Annotated in this window: 26 protein-coding genes and 1 pseudogene; 8 read left to right on the top strand and 19 right to left on the bottom strand. The window is 71.6% G+C overall.

Going from position 1 to position 20,556, the window contains the following annotated elements; translation table 11 throughout:
• The 6 genes from AB0472_RS12190 to AB0472_RS12165 form a co-directional block, all read right to left on the bottom strand.
• Positions 1–576 (bottom strand): FABP family protein, encoded by a 576-nt coding sequence (locus AB0472_RS12190; RefSeq protein ID WP_366355757.1) that lies wholly within the window; start codon positions 574–576, stop codon positions 1–3.
• A gap of 231 nt (positions 577–807) precedes the next feature.
• Complete coding sequence (locus AB0472_RS12185) at positions 808–1,791, bottom strand: hypothetical protein (protein WP_366355755.1); 984 nt, start codon at positions 1,789–1,791, stop codon at positions 808–810.
• Positions 1,788–2,726 (bottom strand): hypothetical protein, encoded by a 939-nt coding sequence (locus AB0472_RS12180; protein ID WP_366355754.1) that lies wholly within the window; start codon positions 2,724–2,726, stop codon positions 1,788–1,790. The genes AB0472_RS12185 and AB0472_RS12180 overlap by 4 nt, the downstream gene beginning before the upstream one ends.
• Positions 2,723–3,508, bottom strand: a complete 786-nt coding sequence (locus AB0472_RS12175) for a hypothetical protein (protein ID WP_366355753.1) — start codon at positions 3,506–3,508, stop codon at positions 2,723–2,725. The genes AB0472_RS12180 and AB0472_RS12175 overlap by 4 nt, the downstream gene beginning before the upstream one ends.
• Positions 3,509–3,606: 98 nt before the next feature.
• Positions 3,607–3,966, bottom strand: a complete 360-nt coding sequence (locus AB0472_RS12170; RefSeq protein ID WP_366355751.1) for a DoxX family protein — start codon at positions 3,964–3,966, stop codon at positions 3,607–3,609.
• Entirely contained in the window at positions 3,963–4,436 is a 474-nt protein-coding gene (locus AB0472_RS12165; protein ID WP_366355749.1) for a cupin domain-containing protein, read from the bottom strand. The genes AB0472_RS12170 and AB0472_RS12165 overlap by 4 nt, the downstream gene beginning before the upstream one ends.
• Before the next feature lie 107 nt (positions 4,437–4,543).
• Here AB0472_RS12165 and AB0472_RS12160 point away from each other — a divergent pair, with 107 nt between their 5' ends.
• Complete coding sequence (locus AB0472_RS12160; protein WP_366356122.1) at positions 4,544–5,401, top strand: LysR substrate-binding domain-containing protein; 858 nt, start codon at positions 4,544–4,546, stop codon at positions 5,399–5,401.
• 109 nt (positions 5,402–5,510) lie between these two features.
• Here the strand turns inward: AB0472_RS12160 and AB0472_RS12155 are convergent, their stop codons facing one another.
• Positions 5,511–6,251 carry an SDR family oxidoreductase gene (locus AB0472_RS12155; RefSeq protein WP_366355747.1) on the bottom strand — a complete coding sequence of 247 codons (741 nt, stop codon included), beginning with the start codon at positions 6,249–6,251 and terminating at the stop codon, positions 5,511–5,513.
• 125 nt (positions 6,252–6,376) lie between these two features.
• Between AB0472_RS12155 and AB0472_RS12150 the strand changes: the two genes are divergently transcribed.
• Positions 6,377–6,925 (top strand): helix-turn-helix domain-containing protein, encoded by a 549-nt coding sequence (locus AB0472_RS12150; RefSeq protein ID WP_366355745.1) that lies wholly within the window; start codon positions 6,377–6,379, stop codon positions 6,923–6,925.
• Here the strand turns inward: AB0472_RS12150 and AB0472_RS12145 are convergent.
• Positions 6,915–7,109 carry a DUF397 domain-containing protein gene (locus AB0472_RS12145; RefSeq protein WP_366355743.1) on the bottom strand — a complete coding sequence of 65 codons (195 nt, stop codon included), beginning with the start codon at positions 7,107–7,109 and terminating at the stop codon, positions 6,915–6,917. The genes AB0472_RS12150 and AB0472_RS12145 overlap by 11 nt on opposite strands.
• Positions 7,091–7,771 (bottom strand): annotated as a pseudogene (locus AB0472_RS12140) (Scr1 family TA system antitoxin-like transcriptional regulator). The gene AB0472_RS12145 and the pseudogene AB0472_RS12140 overlap by 19 nt, the downstream one beginning before the upstream one ends.
• Positions 7,772–7,947: 176 nt before the next feature.
• On the opposite strand from AB0472_RS12140, the gene AB0472_RS12135 reads away from it, so the two are divergent.
• Entirely contained in the window at positions 7,948–8,316 is a 369-nt protein-coding gene (locus AB0472_RS12135; RefSeq protein WP_366355742.1) for a hypothetical protein, read from the top strand.
• Between the two features lie 68 nt (positions 8,317–8,384).
• Here AB0472_RS12135 and AB0472_RS12130 read toward each other — a convergent pair whose 3' ends face one another.
• Complete coding sequence (locus AB0472_RS12130; RefSeq protein ID WP_366355740.1) at positions 8,385–9,416, bottom strand: LacI family DNA-binding transcriptional regulator; 1,032 nt, start codon at positions 9,414–9,416, stop codon at positions 8,385–8,387.
• 191 nt (positions 9,417–9,607) lie between these two features.
• Between AB0472_RS12130 and AB0472_RS12125 the strand changes: the two genes are divergently transcribed.
• Positions 9,608–10,426 (top strand): TIM barrel protein, encoded by an 819-nt coding sequence (locus AB0472_RS12125; protein WP_366355738.1) that lies wholly within the window; start codon positions 9,608–9,610, stop codon positions 10,424–10,426.
• Here the strand turns inward: AB0472_RS12125 and sigJ are convergent.
• Complete coding sequence (gene sigJ / locus AB0472_RS12120; RefSeq protein ID WP_366356120.1) at positions 10,416–11,321, bottom strand: RNA polymerase sigma factor SigJ; 906 nt, start codon at positions 11,319–11,321, stop codon at positions 10,416–10,418. The genes AB0472_RS12125 and sigJ overlap by 11 nt on opposite strands.
• 250 nt (positions 11,322–11,571) lie before the next feature.
• Between sigJ and AB0472_RS12115 the strand changes: the two genes are divergently transcribed.
• Entirely contained in the window at positions 11,572–12,627 is a 1,056-nt protein-coding gene (locus AB0472_RS12115) for a nuclear transport factor 2 family protein (RefSeq protein ID WP_366355736.1), read from the top strand.
• 22 nt (positions 12,628–12,649) lie between these two features.
• On the top strand, positions 12,650–13,012 hold the full coding sequence (locus AB0472_RS12110; protein ID WP_366355735.1) for a DsrE family protein: 363 nt from the start codon (positions 12,650–12,652) through the stop codon (positions 13,010–13,012).
• A 67-nt stretch (positions 13,013–13,079) separates the two neighbouring features.
• Here the strand turns inward: AB0472_RS12110 and AB0472_RS12105 are convergent, their stop codons facing one another.
• The 8 genes from AB0472_RS12105 to AB0472_RS12070 form a co-directional block, all read right to left on the bottom strand.
• Positions 13,080–13,343 carry a DUF3099 domain-containing protein gene (locus tag AB0472_RS12105; protein WP_355722602.1) on the bottom strand — a complete coding sequence of 88 codons (264 nt, stop codon included), beginning with the start codon at positions 13,341–13,343 and terminating at the stop codon, positions 13,080–13,082.
• Positions 13,344–13,448: 105 nt separating this feature from the next.
• On the bottom strand, positions 13,449–13,736 hold the full coding sequence (locus AB0472_RS12100) for a DUF1416 domain-containing protein (RefSeq protein ID WP_093501297.1): 288 nt from the start codon (positions 13,734–13,736) through the stop codon (positions 13,449–13,451).
• 51 nt (positions 13,737–13,787) lie between these two features.
• Positions 13,788–14,627: a sulfurtransferase gene (locus tag AB0472_RS12095; protein ID WP_366355733.1), complete on the bottom strand. Its 840-nt coding sequence runs from the start codon at positions 14,625–14,627 to the stop codon at positions 13,788–13,790.
• A 124-nt stretch (positions 14,628–14,751) separates the two neighbouring features.
• Positions 14,752–14,832, bottom strand: a complete 81-nt coding sequence (locus AB0472_RS12090; protein WP_350751515.1) for an Ms5788A family Cys-rich leader peptide — start codon at positions 14,830–14,832, stop codon at positions 14,752–14,754.
• A gap of 200 nt (positions 14,833–15,032) precedes the next feature.
• Positions 15,033–15,770 carry a DUF2993 domain-containing protein gene (locus AB0472_RS12085; RefSeq protein ID WP_366355731.1) on the bottom strand — a complete coding sequence of 246 codons (738 nt, stop codon included), beginning with the start codon at positions 15,768–15,770 and terminating at the stop codon, positions 15,033–15,035.
• A gap of 297 nt (positions 15,771–16,067) precedes the next feature.
• The gene (locus tag AB0472_RS12080) at positions 16,068–17,171 is read right to left on the bottom strand and encodes a hypothetical protein (RefSeq protein ID WP_366355729.1); all 1,104 of its coding nucleotides are present in this window, start codon (positions 17,169–17,171) and stop codon (positions 16,068–16,070) included.
• A 9-nt stretch (positions 17,172–17,180) separates the two neighbouring features.
• A complete protein-coding gene (locus AB0472_RS12075; RefSeq protein ID WP_366355727.1) occupies positions 17,181–17,435 on the bottom strand; it encodes a MoaD/ThiS family protein in 255 nt (84 codons plus the stop codon).
• Positions 17,436–17,488: 53 nt separating this feature from the next.
• Positions 17,489–18,325, bottom strand: coding sequence for an alpha/beta fold hydrolase (locus AB0472_RS12070; protein ID WP_366355725.1), 837 nt, complete (start codon positions 18,323–18,325; stop codon positions 17,489–17,491).
• A 179-nt stretch (positions 18,326–18,504) separates the two neighbouring features.
• Between AB0472_RS12070 and AB0472_RS12065 the strand changes: the two genes are divergently transcribed.
• Together AB0472_RS12065 and AB0472_RS12060 are read left to right on the top strand one after the other, a co-directional pair.
• Entirely contained in the window at positions 18,505–19,293 is a 789-nt protein-coding gene (locus tag AB0472_RS12065) for a response regulator transcription factor (protein ID WP_366355723.1), read from the top strand.
• 107 nt (positions 19,294–19,400) lie between these two features.
• Complete coding sequence (locus tag AB0472_RS12060) at positions 19,401–20,423, top strand: LacI family DNA-binding transcriptional regulator (RefSeq protein WP_366355721.1); 1,023 nt, start codon at positions 19,401–19,403, stop codon at positions 20,421–20,423.
• The last annotated feature ends 133 nt before the right edge of the window (positions 20,424–20,556 follow it).

Raw genomic sequence — 20,556 nt, 5'->3', positions numbered from 1 at the left:
CTACTTGAAGAACGCGATGCCGTCGTCCGGCATGTCGTCGGGGAGGGCCTTGGCCCAGCGCTCGACGTCCTCCGGGGTGACGACCTTCTTCAGGTGCGCCGACATGTAGGGGCGCAGCTCGACCTCGGGGGTCTGCTTCTCGCCGACCCACATCAGGTCGCTCTTGACGTAGCCGTAGAGACGCTTGCCACCGCTGTACGGGGCGGAGGCGGCGGTCCGGGCGACGGCGTCGGTGACCAGGTCGATCTGGGGCTTCTGGTCGGCCATCTCGCCGTACCAGATCTCGATCACGCCGTCGTCGCGGACCATCGTGACCTCGACCTTGCGCTGGGCGTCGATGCGCCAGAAGCCGGACTCCGACTCCAGCGGGCGGACCTTGTTCCCGTCGTGGTCCAGCACCCAGGTGTGGGATCGGTACTCCAGGAATTCCCGTCCGTCGTGGCTGAAGGTGACCTCCTGGCCGAAGTTGCACTTCTCCGAGCCCGGGAAGTCGTGGACACCCGCGCCGGCCCAGCTGCCGAGCAGGAAGGCGAGCGGGACGAGGTCCCTGTGCAGGTCGGACGGAATCTCGATCATGAGTGGTGGTTCCTAGACTCGGGCTCGGACTCGGTTCAGCGCTGGCCCTGGTAGAGCTTCTTCACGGCCAGCCAGGCAAAGGCGAGGACGCCGACGCAGACCAGGACCAGCAGGGTTTCGAAGAAGGCTTCCACGGGTGCTCCTTGAGCGAGGTCGGGCGTACGTACAAGAGCCGGGCCCAAGCTTACGCGGCCCGGGCCCGGCGCTCTTGGTGAGGTACGCCCCGCGGGTTCAGTCCAGCAGCTCGCTCTGCAGGGTCACCGTCTGCTCGAAGGGGACGGCCGGCATGCCTCCCTTGCGGGACTGGATGATCACGCCGACGGTGTCCCCGGAAGCCAGGTAGGCCTGCCGGGCCTGCCGGGCGCCGTACGGCTTGAGCTCCGTGTAGGGCGCCAGCAGGACGTGCTCGATCCTGGCCGGGTCCGGGAACTTCCCGTCGAGTTCGAACTGGTCCCCGTCGCGCAGCGCGTAGGTCGGCGCCGCCTGGCTCATGAGCTTGCCGTTGAGGATCGCCTCCGCGACGGCGGCCGTGTCGAACTGGAGCAGGTAGATCCGGGTGTGCGTGCCGTCGGGGGTGGTCCAGCCACGGGCGGCGATGTGCCGCAGGCCGTTGTCGAGGAGCGTCTGGCCCAGCTCCTTCCGGTCGTCCGCGGAGGCGAACTCGGCGAGGAAGCCCTTCGTCGGCAGCCAGCCGTCCGTGCCCTTGAGCGAGGCGTCGGCGGTGGCCCCCTTCGGCGCCGGGAGGACCAGTCCGCGCAGGTCGGCGTAGTGGGCGCCGGCCAGGTTGCGGGTGTCGTCGTTCGGGCCGGGGCTGCCGGAGGGCAGCGGTGGCTTCACGAGGACGGGGTACGTCCAGCGGCCGTCGGAGTGCGTGCCGAGACCGGGTACGTCGGTGCGGTCGAGCCGCGTGATGCCGTACGCCGTGCCGGTCCCGACGATGCCGAAGACGGCGACGGCGGCGACCCAGCGGAGCGTCGCCCGCAGCAGCCGCCGGTCCTTCTTCACGGACGGCACGGGCTCCCCGGACTGCACGGGCTCCCCGGACTGCACGGGCTCCCCGGGCTGCGCGGGCTCCCCGGGCTGCGCGACGTCCGCGACCGGCACGGGGACCGGACTCGGGTCCACGCCGAGGCTCGGCTCCGGACTCGGGCTCGGGCTCGGCTCCGGGCTCGGGCTCGGCTCCGGGTCCGGGTTCGCGTTGGTCTCGGTGGTCATACGGCCGCCCCCGGGTCCTTGATCCGTTCGAGCTGGGCGTGCAGCATGTCCGCCGCGCTCCTCGTGTCCAGCGGCTTGGCCGCGGTGGCCGTGGCGGAGACCAGGACGTCCCCCACGTAGCCGTAGCAGAGCATCGTGTCGAGCTTCTCGGCCGACCCGGCCGGCGACAGGAAGCAGGAGGTCGAGTCCTTGTACCCCGCGATCTCCGGGCCCTTCCGGAAGACGTCCAGCGCGGCGAAGAGCTCCCGCTCGGCGTTGGCGATGGTGCGGACCGTGGCCCGGTTCTGCATCTGGGCCAGCTGGATGTCCATCGTGTACTCGTCGCCCTCGCCGCCGGAGGTGTTCGCGTAGCTGCGCATCACCATGCCCTTGACCGGGTTCTTGTCGATCTGCCGGTCCAGCTCCTGGCGCTGCGAGCGCGGCAGGTCCTGGATCGACTCCTTGCGCAGCGCCGTGGCCTGGGCGCCGGTCAGCCGCACGTCCGAGCCGAACCCGGCCAGGTCCGGGCCACGCCCGTACTGCTCCGCGTCGTACGGCAGCAGCATCCCCTGGAGACCGGTCTGGGCCGCCGCCCGCGTGCCCTTGGACTCCTTGGGCAGGCTCCAGTGGGGAGCACCCGGGTCACGGTCCGCGGCACGCACGGTCACGACCGTGCCGGCGACACCCGCGACGACGGCCACGGCGAGGACGCCGACGGTGACGAAGACGCCGATGCGGCGCCGGGGGCGCGACGGCGGGGCTGCGGGGTCGGGGTCGGGGTCGGCGGCCGGGGCCTCGGCCGTGAGAGGCGCGTCGGAAACGGCCTCGGGAGCGGCTTCGGGAGCCGTTTCGGGAGCCGTTTCGGAAGCGGCCGCCGTCGGCTCGGAGGCCGTCGGCTCGGACACCGTCGGCTCCGGTGCCGCCGCCGGTTCGGGGTTCACGGATTCCTCGCTCACAGCCGCTCCATCTGCCGCTTCGCCAGATCCAGCACCTTCGTCCTGGAGATCGGCTTCGTGTCGCTGATCCAGATCTCCATGGCGATGTCCCCGCGCCACGCGTGCGCCTCGGCCGAGTACACGGTCACGCCGTACGCGCTGTCGGGCTTGTGGTGGACGTACGCCATGCCGTCGCCGGTACCGGGGATCGGCCAGCTCTCGGTGTCCCGGGCCCCCGAGTCGGCCCAGTAGTACGCGTCCGCCGCCGCGTCCGCGGCCGTCGTGCTGGTCTCCTCCTGGCGGTACTGGATGAGCCTGATCTCGACGTTGTAGGTGCTGCCCTCCCGCCAGGTGGTGGCGGCCGCCCGCCGGAAGTCGTCCGTCGCGATCAGGTCGCGGAAGGCCCCGGCCGGCTTGTCGAACGTCTCCGCGTACTCGGTCACGCCCAGCCACCCGTCGGTGCCCACCGTGTACAGCCCCTTGCGCGCCCCGCCCGGCTTCTTCAGCAGCAGCTTGCGCAGGTCGCCGTCGACCTTGACCTTGCGGTCCTGGGCGGCCGACAGCGGCTCCGGACCGTCGCCCTTCGCCTGCGCGACCGACGCCTGGGAGAGCGACGGCAGGGCGGTGGGCGCACGGTCGGCCTGGACGAGGTAGCCGACGCAGGTGCCGGCCACGGCGCCGAGCACGACGGCACCGGCGATCAGCGCGACGGTACGGCCCGCCCTGCGCCTGCCGCCGGGCGCGGCTTCCGGGGTCGTTTCCGGCAGTGTTTCCGGCGGTTTCTCTGGTATGGGTACGTCCATTTCGCCCCCCTGTGTGCAACGGAAACGCGGATTCCGCGATCCGCGCGCCACAGGAGACTCATGGTCCGCTCAATGAGTTGTACAAGGATTAATTACGATCAGGACACCGCGGCGAGCCAGACGGTCGCCCCCGCCGCCGCCAAAAGTGCCAGGTTGAGGGCGACTTGACGGTCCCCCATCCTCAGATGGACCCGGATCGCGCCGATTTGGAGCACGACGAACCCGACGGCGGCGACCGGACCAAGCCAGGGCGCGACGCCGGTCAGGCGCGGGAGGACGAGGCCGGCCGCGCCGAGGATCTCGACGCTCCCGATCGCCCGCACGGCCGGCATCGGCATGCTGTCCACCCACGCCATCATCGGCAGCAGCCGCTCCCTGCTCCGCACGGCCTTCAAGCCGCCCCCGTAGAGGTAGAAGAGGGCGAGCAGACCGGCCACGATCCAGTACGCGACGCTCATGAGGCACCGGCCGGCTCGGTGGCGTAACGCCTCATGATCTCGGCGCTCGCCCGCGGGCTCGGCGGCTCGCCGGTGGCGAACTGGTCCCGCAGGTCCCGGAAGTACTGCACGTACAGGTCGGGCGTGAACGTGCTGAGCATGACGGCCGGTTCGCCGGTGACGTTGGCGAAGGTGTGCGGGGCGCCGGGCGGCACCATGACGAGCGTCCCGGCCGTGGCGTCGTACTCCTCGTCCCCGACGGTGAAGCGCACCGAGCCGGAGACGACGTAGAACCCCTCGTCGTGCCGCGCGTGCCGGTGCTGCGGCGGGCCGGGGGTGTGCGGCGCGAGGACGGACTCGGCGAGGCCGAGGCGGTGGCCGGTGGTACGGCCGTCCTCCAGGACGCGCATCCGGGTGGCGCCGAGCATCAGCACCTCGCCGTCGCCGGGACCGACGACGGATACCGCGGGAGTGTTGTCGTGAGTCGTCATGCCCCGATTCGACGGCCGGGGCGGTCCGGCTGTCCAAGACCTGTTCCGCCACCCCGATACCCGATCGGTATCGTTGCTGGATGGAGCGGATGGAGCGGATGGAGCGGATCGAGCTGCGCACGCTGCGCTATTTCGTCGCGGTCGCCGAGGAACTGCACTTCGGACGGGCCGCCGCCCGTCTCCACATGAGCCAGCCCCCGCTGAGCCGAGCGATCAGGGCGCTGGAGACCGAGATCGGCGCCCGGCTGTTCGAGCGGTCGCCGGCCGGGGTCGCCCTGACCCCGGTGGGAACGGTCCTGCTGGACGAGGCCCGCGCGCTCCTCGACCGGGCCGACCGGCTGCGCGTGCGGGTCGCCACGGCGGCGGGGACCGCCGTTCTGACCGTCGGCCTCCTGGGCGACAGCGCGGATCCGGGCGTGCTCCGGCTGGCCCGCGCGTACCGCGAACGCCACCCGGGCGTCGAGATCCGCATCCGCGAGACCGACCTGACGGACCCCACGTGCGGGTTGCACGCCGGTGCCGTCGACGTCGCCCTCACCCGCGCGCCGTTCGACGAAACAGGCCTGGTGGTCCGGGAGTTGCGTGCAGATCCGGTCGGGGCGCTGCTCCGCGCCGACGATCCGCTGGCCGGCCGGGCGAGCCTGCGGCTGGCCGACCTCGCCGAGCGGCGGTGGTTCCGGTTCCCGGACGGCACCGACGGCCTGTGGCAGGCGTACTGGAACGGCGGGGAGAGGCGGGAGGGCCCGGTCGTGCGGGCCGTCCAGGAATGCCGGCAGGCGGTGCTCTGGAACGGCACGGTGGGCATGACACTGGCCGGCCACGACCCGGGAGCCGGGCTCACGGTCGTACCGGTCGCCGACATGGCGCCGAGCCGCGTCGTGGTGGCGTGGGCCGAGGGGGACGCGAACCCGCTGCTGCGGTCGTTCGTGCGGGTGGCGGTCGCCGCCTATCGCCACCACGACTGACAGCGGGGTTCCCTACGCCCTTTCGACCGTTTCCCGCGTACAGCGGCATGGATGGAGCACGTGCTGAACGGGTGACCATGCCCGGCTGGAGCGCAGGCGCCGTCCGGCGTCAGGCCTGCACGGTCGGCCGGATCACGATCTCGCCGATGTCGATGCCGGCGGGCTGCTCGATCGCGTAACCGATCGCGGACGCGACGGCGGAGGGCGGCATGGCGATCTCGTCGCGCTGCCGGGCCAGCGCTGCCGCCGCCTCGGGGCTGCCTCCCCTGCCGACCCCCTCGGTGTCGGTGAACCCGGGTGAGACCAGAGTGACCCGCAGGTCGGGTCCCGACTCCTGCCGCAGCCCCTCGGTCAGCACCTTCACCGCCGTCTTGGTGGCCGCGTAGACGCCCTGCGGGGATTTCACGACATGTGCCGCGGTGGAGGCGACGTTGACGAAGTGGCCGGAGCGCTGCCGCCGGAAGAGCGGAAGTGCCGCCCCGATACCGTTCAGCAGACCGGTGACATGTGTTGCGACCATCGCGTCCCAGTCGTCCTGGCGCAGTTCGTCGAACGGCGACACCGCCATCGTGCCGGCGTTGGAGACCAGGACGTCGAGCCGCCCGAACCGGTCGACCGCCGTGTCCGTCAGGAGCTTGAGGTCCGCACGGCGCGTCACGTCGACCACGACCCCGACGGCGGAGCCTCCCTTCGCCCTGATCTGTGCCACGACCTCGTTCAGCCGGTGCTCCCGCCGGGCCCCGAGGACGAGCCGTGCCCCTCTCTCCGCGAGGTAGGCCGCCGTCTCCGCGCCGATGCCACTGCTGGCACCTGTGATCGCCACGACCTTGCCCTCGATCCCTGATGACATGATCAACGCCCTTCCAAGCGGGATAGCGCAGGCCAAACCATGGCCTACGATGAAAGTGGAGGCGCCACCACTTATCCCGGACACTAAGTGGGGGCACCCCCACTTAGCAAGTCGAAGGAGAACCCTTGCGAGCTGACGCCCAGCGCAACAGAGACAAGATCCTCGCGGCCGCGGTGCGGATGTTCGCCGCGGAGGGGCTGGACGTGCACCTGGAGCGCATCGCCAAAGAGGCGGGCGTGGGCAGCGCGACCCTCTACCGCAACTTCCCCACCCGGGAGGCCCTGATCGAGGCCGTCTACCGCAACGAGGTGGCCCAGCTCTGCGACGCCGCGCCCGGTCTGCTCGCAGCCAAGCCGCCCTACGAGGCCCTGCACGCCTGGACCCGCCTCTTCCTGGACTACGTCACCACGAAATACGGCATGGCCGACGCCCTGCGTGCCATCGCCGCGACGGGAAACAACCCCTACGGCCGGAGCAGGGACATGATCCTGGCCGCCATCACCGCGCTGATGGACCCCTGCGTGGCCGCCGGGACGATCCGCACGGACATCAGCGCCGCCGACCTGGCCACCGCCCTCGAAGGCATCGCCCTCACCTCGGCGAGCCCCGAACAACGTGAACGCGCCGAGCGCCTGCTCGACCTCACCCTGGACGGGCTGAAGGTCAGCGCTTGACTCCGTCGACGAAGGCGGCCCAGGCGGAGGCTACGAAGACGAGGGTTCCGCGGGAAGGGTCCTTGCTGTCACGGACGGGGACGAGGGAGAGGACGTCGGTGGCGACTTCGATGCACTGGCCGCCGTCCTGGTTGCTGTAGCTGCTCTTGCGCCACGTAATGCCGCTCAGGTCAATGGCTCGCATGGCGCTTCCTCCAGCATCCGTTCGATGAACTGCCGCGATTCGTCAGGGAATAGGGCCAAATCGCGTACCCGATCGCATCGAAGCTGGAGCCGTTCGACGGCGGCAGTTTCTTGCACCGGTTCGCCGGAATACCCGGTCTCGACCCACGCGACCGCCTGGCCACTGGGACCACGCAGAAACATGGTGTCCGCGTTCGTCAGCCCGTGAAGGCCGGCCGACCAACGCAGCACGTGAAGGGTGACGTTGGAGCGACTTGCCATTACCCCCAGGTGCGCCAGTTGCGCGCCTCGACCTGGACTTCCAGCTCCTCTCCCACGAGACCACCGGCCGAAAGCAACTCGCCTGCACACTCCGGGGTTTGGAGAACGCCAGGGAGGTTGGACGTGGCGTAGTGCCACATACTCACGGGTCCGCCATCGCCGGCTCCCACAACGCCGGCAACAGTCCCGGGGTTCCGTGGAGCTGATCCAGCGCCTGGACCACCTCGGGCCCGCCCGGGGTGTGCCCGTTCTCCAATTTCCCGAACTGCGACGGCTCCCGGCCCAACCGCTCGGCCAGCTCCCGCAAGCTCACCCCCTTCTCCGCCCGCAGCAACCGCAACTCCTCCGCGATCCGCCGCCTCGGCTCCTGACCGCGCCTGTCACCACCCGCCTCTGCGGCATCGCACCCCTCCCGGACTCCCCGTGGAATTTGTGGAATTAGCGCCGCCAGACGGGGAAGAACCGGTCCTTTTCGGCGCGCCGACCCCACCTCCCGGCCATCCTCGTAGCAGCCTCGACACGCAGAGTAGTCCAACTCTCGCATTTCGTATAGATGTTGGACAAAAGGAGCGAATGCCATGGAGCCCGGAACCCTGCTCTACGACACCGCCACCGATCAGGTCGGCGAGTACCGGGACCAGTCGGGGCCGTACGCGATGCTGCGTCCCGTAGGGGGAGGGAGAGAGTGGCAGGCCCATCCGTCGACGCTGCGGCCCGCCACCGACAGGGAGCGGCTCAGCGCGGGCGTACGGGCGGCGAACGACCGTACCCGGACCCTGCCGCCGGATCCCGAGGACCTCAGCCGGCCGCCGTGGCCCGTGCCCGGCTGCGCCGAGTGCACGCACCTCGACGACCGGCGGGAGACCGCCCGCGTCGCGCACGACCACAGCGGGGCCACGGACGCGAACGTGCTGCTGCGCCAGCACCAGCGGGCGGAGCACTCGTGACCCGCAGGGTCTTCCGCCACGCGCCGTACGTGATCGCGCAGCACCGGACACCCGGCCGGGGCGATTCCTCAGGAGTCCTGGCGGGGTGCCGTGGTGCCCCGGACCACCAGCCGCGGCGCGACCACGTCCTCACGGCCCGCAGACGCGGCGCCCTCCAGGCGGGCCGTCACCGCCGCGACGGCCAGTTCACCGATCCGGGAGGCGTCCTGGGCCACCGTCGTGAGGTCGATGTGGGGCAGGCGGGCCGCGCGGCTGTCGTCGAAGCCGACCACGGAGATGTCGCCGGGAACCGGGACGCCCGCACGGAAGAGCGCGCCGAGCAGGCCGGTGGCGCAGGCGTCGTTGAAGGCGAGGACGGCGGTGGGCCACGGGGTGGCGTCCACGAGGGTGCGGGCGGCCGCCGCGCCGTCCTGTTCGGCGAGGCCGCCGGACAGGATGCGCACCCGGTCGCCCAGGCCGTGGTCGGTCATCGCGGTGCGGTAGCCGCGGCGGCGCTCGGCCGCGCCCGGCGCCCGGCCGCCGTCGATGTGGAGGATGTCGCGGTGACCGAGGGCCACGAGGTGGTCGACGGCCTGACGGGCGCCCTCGTCGTCGGCGGTGCGGACCACGTGGACGCCGGGGACGGCCGGGCGCAGGCGGCGGGCCACGGAGGCCACCGGCAGCAGGGCGGCGAGCTCGGCCAGGCGGGCGGGCGGAGCCTTCGGGCCCAGCAGGATCAGCGCCTCGCAGCGGTCGCCCAGCAGCGACTCGACGGCCTGGCGCTCGCTGCGGCCGGCCGTGACGGCGCTGAGGGCGAGCTGGTAGCCGGCGGCGTCGGCCGCGAAGTAGAGGCGCTCCACCAGATCGGCATGGAAGGGGTCCTGGATCTCGAACTGCACGCCGAGGAGCCGGGTGCGGTTGCTGCGGAGCAGGCGGGCGCGGGAGTCGGGGCGGTAGCCGATCTCCTGGGCGGCCGCCATGACGCGTTCGCGGGTGGCGGTGCTCGCGCCCTTCGCCCCGCGCATCACGATCGACACCAGCGCGGTGGAGACACCGGCCCGGGCGGCGACGTCGGCGAGGGTCGGCCGGCGGCCCTCGGGGACCGCGGGGGTCGGTGGCACGGCAGCCTCCCTGGTCGTGCGCGTGGACAGCGGATCACGCGATCGTAGAGGAGGGAGGGCGGTCCCCGGTCGGGGCGACTGCAACGTTCCAGGTCGGCGCGACTGCAACGTTCCAGGCCCGCATCGGCTCCATGTCTTGACATGGCCGCCACGGGCTGGCGTACTGGCGGCGGCTTTCTAGAACGTTCTAGGTGCGCGACCCGAGAACCCCGAAGGGGCGGATGACCATGTTCACGCTGGCGGTCTGTGCCGAGATGGTCTTCCGGGACCTGCCCGTCGACGAACGGGCGCGGCGGCTGCACGACGCGGGGTTCCAGGTCGAGATCTGGGACTGGACCCGGCACGATCTCGACGCGCTGGCCCGCACCCCGGCCGAGTTCGGCTCGCTGACCGGGTATGTGCGGGGCAACCTCACGGACCCGGACGGCGTGGCCGAACTGCTGCGCACCGCGCGGGAGTCGATCGACGCGGCCGACCGGCTCGGCTGCCCGCGCCTCAACCTGCACGGCACCGGCCTGGCCGGGGACGGGCTGCCCGTGGACCCGGTCGAGGGCGAGCCGACGCAGGAGATGTGGGCCGCCGCACGGGAGACGCTCACGCGGGTCGCCGAACTGGGCGAGCGGGCCGGGGTCGTCTTCACCCTGGAGAACCTCAACACGGCCGTCGACCACCCCGGCGTGCCGTTCGCGAAGGCCGCCGACACCCTGGCGCTGGTCGCCGCCGTGGACCGGCCGGGCCTGCGGATGAACCTGGACCTCTACCACGCCCAGATCGGCGAGGGGAACCTGATCGAGCTGGTCCGCAGGGCGCACGGCGCCGGTCTGATCGGCGAGATCCAGGTGGCCGACGTGCCCGGCCGCCGCGAACCCGGCACCGGCGAGATCAACTACCCGGCGGTCGCCCGTGCCCTGGCCGGCCTCGGCTACGACGGCACGGTCGCGATGGAGGCCTGGGCGAGCGAGGACAGCGAGAGCGCGCTCCGCCGGTTCCGTGGCGCGTTCACTCCGTGACCCGGGCCCGCCGCTCCGGCAGCGTGATCCGCCAGGGCCGGAGCTTCTCCGGGTTCCGTACCGCCCAGATCCGCCTGATCCGGTCGCCCCCGATCTCGAAGGCGAAGACGGTCGCGACGGCGCCGTCCTGCTCGGCGACCAGGCCGGGCAGACCGTTGACCGTGCACTCCAGAAACGTCGTGCGGTGGCCCGCCACGCGGGCGATCTCGGCGTAGGCACGGGCGATCCGCGCACCGCCCACGATCGGGTCCAGGTGGGTGACGGCCAGCCCGCCGCCGTCGGCGGTCGCGGTGGCGTCGGGGTCGAGCAGGCCGATCAGGGCGTCGATGTCCTTGGCCTCCCACGCCGTCCGGAACCGCCTGACGATGCCGGCCTGCCCGGCGCTCGGGCCCGCGGGGGCCTGCGCGGTGCGGATGCGGCGGCGGGCGGAGGAGGCCAGCTGGCGGCAGGCCGCCGGGGTGCGGCCGACGATCTCGGCGACCTCGCCGAACGGGTAGCGGAAGACGTCGTGCAGGACGAACGCGACCCGCTCGGCCGGGGTCATCGCGTCGAGGACGACCAGGAAGGCCATGGTCACCGACTCGTCGAGGGTGATCCGGTCGGCCGGGTCGGCCCCGCTGGAGCGCGTGGTGATCCACTCCGTGGGCTCGGGCAGCGGTTCCGGGATCCAGGCGCCCACGTACGTCTCCCGCCTGGCCCGCGCCGAGCCGAGGAGGTTCAGGCAGATGCGGCTGGCGACCGTCGTCAGCCAGGCACCGGGCGACTCGACGGCCTCCCGCTCGGGGGCGGACATGGCGTACCAGCGGGCGTAGGTCTCCTGCACGACGTCCTCGGCGTCGGCGAGGGACCCGAGGAGCCGGTAGGCGAGGTTGATCAGCTGACGCCGTTCGCTCATGACCGCGCCGAGACCCGGATCGCCCTGCCCGCCCCGCTCACTCTGTTCACCCTGTTCACCCTGTTCGCCCTGCCCGGCTCCCGTGGTCATGGCCGCCCGTCTCCCTCGCTCGCCCGCGTGGCTGTGCCTCTACCCGTACGACAGGACAGCGCACCGGAATGTCAGGCCGACGGGCCGCCTCACATTCGGCGGAGCTGCGTTGTCGTACCGGTGAGGACGACGACAGCACGTCGACGGTGAGGGGACTCTCATGAACGACTTCCAGGCCATCGCGGACCGCGTCGAGATCGAGGCGTTGCGCGGCGAGTTCACCGACGCGGCGATGATGCGCGACCGGCCCCGCCTGGCCTCGCTGTTCACCCCGGACGGCACCCTGCGCATGCCCGACATCCCCGCCGAGCACGTCGGCCGCGAGGAGATCATCGCCGGGGGCGAGCGGCTGCAGAGCCAGTGGGACTTCTTCGTGCAGAACACACATCCCGGCGCGATCGTGCTCGACGGCGACACCGCCACCGGCCGCGCCTACATCCAGGAGATCGCCCGCACCCTCGACGGTCGTCAGGGGCTCAACTACGCCATCTACCACGACCGTTACCAGCGCACCACGGAGGGCTGGCGGTTCGCCGAGCGGGTGTACGAGGTCAGGTACCTCGACACCTCCCCGCTGACGGGCGCGGCGCCCCAGGCGGCGCCCGCCTCCTCCTTCGCCGACCCGGCACCGGCCGAACGACTGGAGCGGACGGCCGCCGCGCTGCGCGGCAACGGGTTCGCCGCCGAGATCCTGGACGGCGCCGCGGACGCGCGGGCCCGCGTCCGGGAGCTGCTCCCCGAGGGCGCCAGCGTGTTCACCGGGGCCAGCGAGACGCTACGGCTGTCCGGCATCGACGAGGACATCAACACCGGCAGCCGGTACGACGCCGTCAGGCCGCGCGTCCTGGCCATCGACCGGGTCACGGGCGCCGACGAGATCCGCAGGCTGCTCGCCACCCCCGACTACGTCGTCAACAGCGTCGCCGCGGTCACCGAGACCGGCTCGCTCGTCCTCGCCTCGGGCAGCGGCACGCAGCTGCCCGCAAACGCCGGCGGGGCCGGGCACGCGCTCTGGATCGTCGGCGCGCAGAAGGTGGTGCCCGACCTGAGCACGGCGCTGCGCCGCGTCGAGGAACACGCCCTGCCGCTGGAGGACGCCCGCGCCCGGGAGGTGTACGGATCGCCCAGCGCCGTCAACCGGCTGCTCGTCCTCAACGCGGAGCCCCGCCCGGGACGGGGCACGGTGCTGCTGCTCCGGGAGGCCGTCGGATACTGACGGCGGTGGTTACGCTTCCGGCATGGCGAAGAAGTTGTTGATCAAGGTGACGGCGGGGGCGGACGCCCCTGAGCGGTGCTCGCAGGCGTTCACGGTGGCGGCGGTGGCCGTGGCGAGCGGCGTCGAGGTGTCGATGTGGCTGACCGGCGAGTCCGCGTGGTTCGCCCTGCCGGGCCGGGCCGCCGAGTTCGAACTCCCGCACGCGGCCCCACTCCCCGACCTGATCGACTCGATCCTGGCCGGGGGCACGCTCACCCTCTGCACCCAGTGCGCGGCCCGCCGGGACATCACGGAGAAGGACGTCGTCGAGGGCGTACGGATCGCGGGCGCGCAGGTCTTCGTCCAGGAGGCGATGGCGGACGGGACGCAGGCGCTCGTGTACTAGGCGCTGGGCCGGATGTGCCGCGGTGCGTCGCCGGCCGGCTGCGGCGCCGCCGTGGCTGGTCGCGGCGCTAGGACCGCGGGCGTTTCTTGCCGTCCAGCTCGTCCCACCACTCGTCCGACTGGGGATCGCCGGAGGGGTCGTCCCACCAGCGGTCGTCGGGGCCGCGGCGGTTCGCGACCATGGCGGCGACCGGAGGGATGACCATGGCCACCACGCACATCCCCACGGCGGCGGGGACGGACCAGATGCGTACGACACCCCAGGCCAGGACGAAGAGCCCGATACAGGTCCCCATCATGGCGAAGTAGACGCGACGGCGACGAGCCAGCATGCATCCAGGGTAGGTCGGCAGCGGGCGATGAGCGCGGGGCCGACAACGGCGAAGGGCCGCGCCTTCCGGAGGGTGGTCCGGGAGGCGCGGCCCCTGCGGGTGTGCTCAGACCGCGATGGCGACCTCGGCCAGGCCGCCCTGCTGGGCGACGACCGTGCGGTCGGCGGTGGCGCCGGGAACGAGGGCGCGAACGGTCCAGGTGCCCTCCGCCGCGTAGAAGCGGAACTGTCCGGTGGCGGAGGTGGGGACCTCCGCGGTGAACTCGCCGGTCGAGTCGAGCAGGCGGACGTAGCCGACCACGGGCTCGCCGTCCTTCGTCACCTGACCCTGGATCGTGGTCTCACCGGGCTTGATCGTCGAGGGGTCCGGGCCGCCGGCCTTCGCTCCACACATGCTGATACTCCAGAGGTCTTGAACGGTCGGTCTGAGGTCTTGCCGGGGGTCCTACTTGTTGGCGCCGAGCTCGATCGGGACGCCGACGAGGCTGCCGTACTCGGTCCAGGAGCCGTCGTAGTTCTTGACGTTCTCGACACCGAGCAGCTCGTGCAGGACGAACCAGGTCAGGGCCGAGCGCTCGCCGATACGGCAGTACGCGATGGTGTCCTTGGCGAGGTCGACCTGCTCCTCGGCGTACAGCTCCTTGAGCTCGTCGTCCGACTTGAAGGTGCCGTCGTCGTTGGCGTTCTTCGACCACGGGATGTTGCGGGCGGACGGGACGTGGCCCGGACGCTGCGACTGCTCCTGCGGCAGGTGGGCCGGAGCGAGCAGCTTGCCGCTGAACTCGTCGGGGGAACGCACGTCGACGAGGTTCTGCGAGCCGATGGCCGCCACGACGTCGTCGCGGAAGGCGCGGATGGCGGTGTTCTGCGGCTTGGCCCTGTAGGTGGTCTCGGTGCGCTCCGGGACCTCCTCGACCAGCTCGCGGGCGTCCAGCTCCCACTTCTTGCGGCCGCCGTCGAGGAGCTTGACGTTCTCGTGGCCGTAGAGCTTGAAGTACCAGTAGGCGTAGGACGCGAACCAGTTGTTGTTGCCGCCGTAGAGGATCACCAGCGTGTCGTTGGCGATGCCCTTCGCCGACAGGAGCTTCTCGAAGCCCTCCTGGTCGATGAAGTCGCGGCGGACCGGGTCCTGCAGGTCCTTGGTCCAGTCGATGCGGATCGCGCCGCGGATGTGGTTCTTCTCGTAGGCGGACGTGTCCTCGTCCACCTCGACGATCGCGATCTCGGGGTTGTCCAGGTTGTCCTGGACCCAGTCGGCGTCGACCAGGACGTCGCTGCGGCTCATGCTCTTTCTCCTCCGGGGCAGATGCGGCGGGGCGTGCGAGTGCGGGTGGGTGCGCGTCGGCGCGCACGGATGCCCTCGGCGAAGGAGGGCGCGGGGATGCGGAGGCAGCGAGCGGCCTCCACCGTCAGAAGGGGCGACAGAGCATGGCGGCGACGCGGCACAGGTCGACTGCCCGCCGCTTCGTGAGATCCGCCTGACGCTTCATGGGCTCGATCGTAGGGACGGATAACCGGGCATGTCACCGGCATGTCGTATGGTGAGACGCGATCGTCCGAATTGTGGGACGGTGCATGATCCCGAGGCGTGGTTCCGGGGCGGGCGGGCGCCTGAGTCGGTCACCGCATCTACTGTACGGACGCAGCCGTCTCGCGTGGTGGACCGGCGCCGGCCCCGCCGTGCCGCCTCCTACCCGGCCAGCTTGACGTTCGAACCCTTCACCGCGATCTCCACGCCGTCCTGCTGGGCCTCCACCTTGTCCAGCTTGATGCCGCCGGGGAGCTGGTCGACGGCCTGCTGGAAGTCGGAGGCCTGCCGGAAGCGGTCCTCTGCGAGGCTGACGCCGGCGAGCTTGGGGAGGTTGTCGGCGTGCACCTGCACGGCGTTGTCCTTGACGGTGACCGTGCTGAGGACGTTCACCTTCTGGTGGACGCTCGCGCCGGGGACGGTGACGTCGACGGTGACGTTGATCTTGCCGTTGCCGCCGTCGGAGAGGCCGACGACCTGGCCGGTGAAGCCGAGGCCGAGGTCGGCGGGTGCCGTCCGGGCGTTCTTCAGCAGCTCGGCGTAGGAGATGAGCGCGGTGCCGGTGGCGGTCTGCGCGGTGGCGGAGCTGTAGTCGCCGGTGAAGGTGACGTCCTTCATGTCGGCGTTCAGGTCCTCGATGCGGATGGTCTTGCCGCTGGTGCCGGTGGTGGCGTCGTAGTCCTTGATGCCGACGTGCACGTCGTCGAGGGTGCCGCTCGCGACCTGGGTGAGGAACGGGAAGCCCTTGATGGAGACGTCGGGGGTGGTCGCGAGGTTCTCCGTCGTCTTCAGCTTGTCGGCGGCCTCGCCCTGGGCGAAGTGCACGGCGACGCGGTCGACGATCACGAAGAGGACGCCGAGGACCACGACGGTGATCAGAAGAATTCGTAGTGCACGCATGTGGTCGGTTTCCCCCGGGGTCGGCAGCTCACGTCGGTGCCGCCACGCTAACCCTGCGGGGGCGGGCCGACGCGAGATTGTCGAGCAGCTGTGACACTGCGGTGCTGGTGAGCCGGGGGCTGCCGCCCCCAGACCCCCGCATCAGGGATGAACCGACCCGTTTCCGGGTGCACGCCCGCGGGGGCTGATCGCGCAGTTCCCCGCGCCCTTGCGGGGCGCTGCCCAGACGTTATCCATCGACTTCGCCCCACCATCGACCGCGCCCTGCTCCCGACCGAGTCAGGTGGGTGGGCAGGGTCAGTGGAGGATCCAGATCACCGGGGCCGCCGCCGTCAGGGGGAGGGCGATGCCTGCTGTGAAGTGGACGAATCTTGAGGGGTAGTCGTAGCTGGCGGCGCGGTGGCCGATGAGGGCGCAGGCCGCGGCCGCCGCTCCGATCAGAGCCCCCTTCGCGCCCACTCCCGTCATGCCGCCCACCGCGATGCCCGCGCCGGCCGCGGCCACCAGGGACACGGCCACCGATGCAGGGGTCGGCAGGGGCAGCGCCCTCGCGAGGACGGCCACCGCGACCGCGGCCGCGCCGATCGACACCGAGTCGGGGTCCGCGCCCAGGTAGCCCGTCGCGATGATCGCCAGTGCGGAGGACGCGACGGTGGCCATCAGGCCGTACATCCGGGTGTCGGGGTCCGCGTGCGACCGGAGCTGGAGGACGAGGGTGAGCAGGACCCAGACGCCCAGCGGGCCCAGGATCGCCGCCGGGGCCTGGTCCCGGCCCGCCACCAGGACCGCCACGTCCGCCGTGAACCCGCCCAGGAAGGCGAGCGCGATGCCCTGCCGGGCCGGCCACATGCCGTTGAGGCGGAACCAGCCCGCCGCCGTCACGGCCTGGAGGATCACCAGGGGGACGACGAGGGCGTACGACGAGACCGGCGCCGCCACCGCGAGCAGCAGACCCAGCAGTGCCGTGAGCAGCGCGGGCTGCATGCCGGGCTCGATGATCGGCGAGCGCCCCTCCAGACGGGCCCGCTGGGCGTCCGTGACGCGCGCGTTGCCGGCGAGGGTGGCGGGGCCGTAGCCCTCTTCGGGGTCAGCGGGGGCGGGAGCAGGGGTGGCGTAGGCCTGCGGCGGCTGTTGCGGCTGGGGCTGCTCGGCGGGGTACGGGTGTTCGTACGACTGCGGCGGCAGGTACGCCGTCTCCGCGGCCGCCGCCATCGGCGCCTGGGCGGCCGCGGCCTGCACCGGGGCGTGCGTCTGCGTCTCCCAGGTCTGGCCCTGCCACTGCTGCGTGGCGTACTGCTGCTCGTCGTACCCCCACTGCGGCTGCGCAGGAGGCTGCGGCTGCTGCGGTGGCTGCTGGTAGGGGTCGTAGCCCTCGTACGGCTCGTACGGCTGGTTGGTCATCGCTCTCGCTCACCCTCCTGCGAACGGCGGGAGCACCTCGACCGTGCCGCCCTCGGCCAGCCGTACCGTCTCATGTCCGCGCGTGCCCACGGGGTCACCGTCGACGAGGAAGGAGCATCGCCGCAGGACGTGCGCCAGTTCGCCGGGGTGTCGCGTACGCACCGCGGCCAGCGCCTCGGCGAGGGTGTCCGCGTCGTACGGCTCCTCGGCGAGGCCGGCCGCCGCCTTCGCGGCGGCCCAGTAGCGCACCGTGACCTTGGGCATGCGGTTCCTCAAGAGGCTCGGAAGTTCATCGGTCGGCTGTGTACTGGGTCAGGCTAGCCCGCCCGCGCCGCCGCCCAGTCGCCGATCCGGGCCAGCAGCCGGTCGCTCGCCGCGTGCTCGGCGTGGCCCATGCCGGGCTCCAGCCAGAGCTCGGCGGCACCGGCTGCGGCGTCGGCCAGCATCCGGGGGTGGTCGACCGGGAAGTAGCCGTCGCTGTCGCCGTGCACGATCAGCAGCGGGGTCGGGGCGATCCTCGGGACCGCCTGCACCGGGGAGAGCGGTACCGGGTCCCAGTCGCGGTGGTGGATACGGGTACGGAAGCCGTAGCGGCCGACCAGCCGGCCCTCCGGCCTGGTGACCAGCCAGTGGACGCGGCGCATGGGGGCGGTGCCGCGGTAGTACCAGCGGGCGGGGGACGACACGGAGACGACGGCGGCCACACCGGCGTGCAGCGCGGCGTGCCGCAGGACCACCGAGCCGCCCATCGAGAAACCGACGGTGACGACGCGCGCGTGCCCGAGGTCCCGGGCCCAGGCCACCGCAGCCGCCAGGTCGAGGACCTCGCGGTCGCCGACGGTGGTGCGGCCCGCGGACCGGCCGTGGCCGCGGAAGGAGAAGCTGACCACCGGCGCGTAATCGGTCAGGGCGGCCACCACCCGTCGTACGTGTGGCCGGTCCACGTCTCCCGTGAAACCGTGGGCCATGACGAACACCAGGTCACGGGAGGGTGGCGGGGAGCCGTCGTATACGACGGAGGCGGGATCGTATACGGAATCGATGGAAACCCCGTCGTCCGTGCGCAGAAACGTCCGCATAGAGGCGTTTCTGCTCGTCTCACATGTCGGACGAACGGCGGAACGTGCCTCATGACCTGCCGGACCGATGCTCATGTGGGCTATTCTGCTGGGCAGAGGACTCGGGCAGCGCCGCCACCGGGTCCTTTTGTGCTTTCGGAAGGGCTGTATACGAAGCGGGAAACTCCAGGTGACCCGCGGTGTACGGAACATCGGGAGCGCAGCGCAGTGTCGTTGCACACAGTCCTCGCAGGGACCGAGGAGGAACCAGACATATGAGTTCTCTGCTGCTCCTGACCAACGCCCTCCAGCCGTCGACGGAGGTGCTGCCGGCTCTCGGCCTGCTCCTGCACAATGTGCGGGTCGCCCCGGCCGAGGGCCCCGCCCTCGTCGACACCCCGGGTGCCGACGTCATCCTGATCGACGGCCGCCGCGACCTCCCGCAGGTCCGCAGCCTCTGCCAGCTGCTCCGTTCCACCGGCCCCGGCTGTCCCCTCATCCTCGTCGTCACGGAGGGCGGGCTCGCCGCCGTCACCGCAGACTGGGGCATCGACGACGTCCTCCTCGACACCGCGGGTCCCGCCGAGGTCGAGGCCCGGCTGCGGCTGGCCATGGGCCGGCAGCAGATCGTGGCCGACGACTCCCCCATGGAGATCCGCAACGGCGACCTGTCGGTCGACGAGGCGACGTACAGCGCGAAGCTGAAGGGACGGGTCCTCGACCTCACCTTCAAGGAGTTCGAGCTGCTGAAGTACCTCGCCCAGCACCCCGGCCGGGTGTTCACTCGTGCACAGCTGCTCCAGGAGGTCTGGGGCTACGACTACTTCGGCGGCACCCGGACCGTCGACGTGCACGTACGACGGCTGCGGGCCAAGCTCGGCGTGGAGCACGAGTCCTTGATCGGAACCGTCCGCAACGTCGGTTATCGATTCGTTACGCCGGAGAAGGGCGAGCGGGGCGAGCGGGCCGGTGACGCGGCCAAGGCGCACGCCGACCGGCCAAAGCCGGAGGATGCGGACGCATCGGCGGCCCTGGACGCGGTCGAGGTGTCGGCGGAGGCGTAGTCGCCGTCCGGGCGGGGCATGGCCGTCGCCCGGACAGGGCATTGCTTACGCAAGCGAAGCTCCGATTCGCCCTGCCCAGAGCGGGTCCATCCGCGTAGACTCCGCGCGTGGCCAAGGTGACTCGGGATGATGTGGCGCGGCTGGCGGGGACTTCCACCGCCGTTGTCAGTTATGTCATCAACAACGGACCCCGGCCGGTCGCCCCGGCCACGCGCGAGCGTGTCCTCGCCGCGATCAAGGAACTGGGGTACCGCCCGGACCGGGTCGCCCAGGCGATGGCGTCCCGGCGCACCGACCTCATAGGCCTCATCATTCCCGACGCCCGCCAGCCGTTCTTCGGCGAGATGGCGCACGCGGTCGAGCAGGCCGCGTCCGAGCGCGGAAAGATGGTGCTGGTCGGGAACACCGACTACGTCGGCGAGCGCGAGGTGCACTACCTGCGCGCGTTCCTCGGGATGCGGGTCTCGGGCCTCATCCTCGTCTCCCACGCGCTGAACGACCTGGCCGCGGCCGAGATCGAGGCCTGGGACGCCCGGGTGGTGCTGCTGCACGAGCGGCCCGAGGCGATCGACGACGTGGCGGTGGTGACCGACGACCTCGGCGGCGCCCAGCTCGCCGTCCGCCACCTGCTGGAGCACGGCTACGACTACGTGGCCTGTATGGGCGGCACCGCCGACACCCCGGCCGTCGGCGACCCGGTCTCCGACCACGTCGAGGGCTGGAAGCGGGCGATGGACGAGGCGGGCCTGCCGACGGAGGGCCGGCTGTTCGAGGCGCCGTACAACAGGTACGACGCGTACCGGGTCGCCCTCGACGTCCTCGCCGGCCCGCACCGTCCCCCGGCGATCTTCTGCTCGACCGACGACCAGGCGCTCGGCGTGCTGCGGGCAGCCCGCGAGCTGCGCATCGACGTGCCCGCCGAGCTGGCGGTGGCCGGCTTCGACGACATCAAGGAGGCGGCGCTGGCGGATCCCCCGCTGACGACGATCGCCTCGGACCGCCCGGCGATGGCCCGCGCGGCGGTCGACCTGGTCCTCGACGACGGCCTGCGGGTGGCGGGGTCGCGGCGGGAGCGCCTGAAGACGTTTCCCTCGCGGCTGGTGGTGCGTGGGTCCTGCGGCTGCGTGTAGTACGTCGGCCGCGGGTGCGTCGTGGTCGCTCGCGCAGTTCCCCGCGCCCCTGAAGGGGCGCGGGCGCGGGGAACTGCGCGACCCGCCCCCCCCCACCCCCCCCCCGGAAAACACCCCAACAAAAAAAATTAAA

Origin of the sequence: Streptomyces sp. NPDC086777 (assembly GCF_040702065.1) — a bacterium.
Classification (GTDB): Bacteria; Actinomycetota; Actinomycetes; order Streptomycetales; family Streptomycetaceae; genus Streptomyces.
The sequence above is the reverse complement of the archived record's forward strand: the minus strand, read 5'-3'. Positions and strand labels throughout refer to the sequence as shown.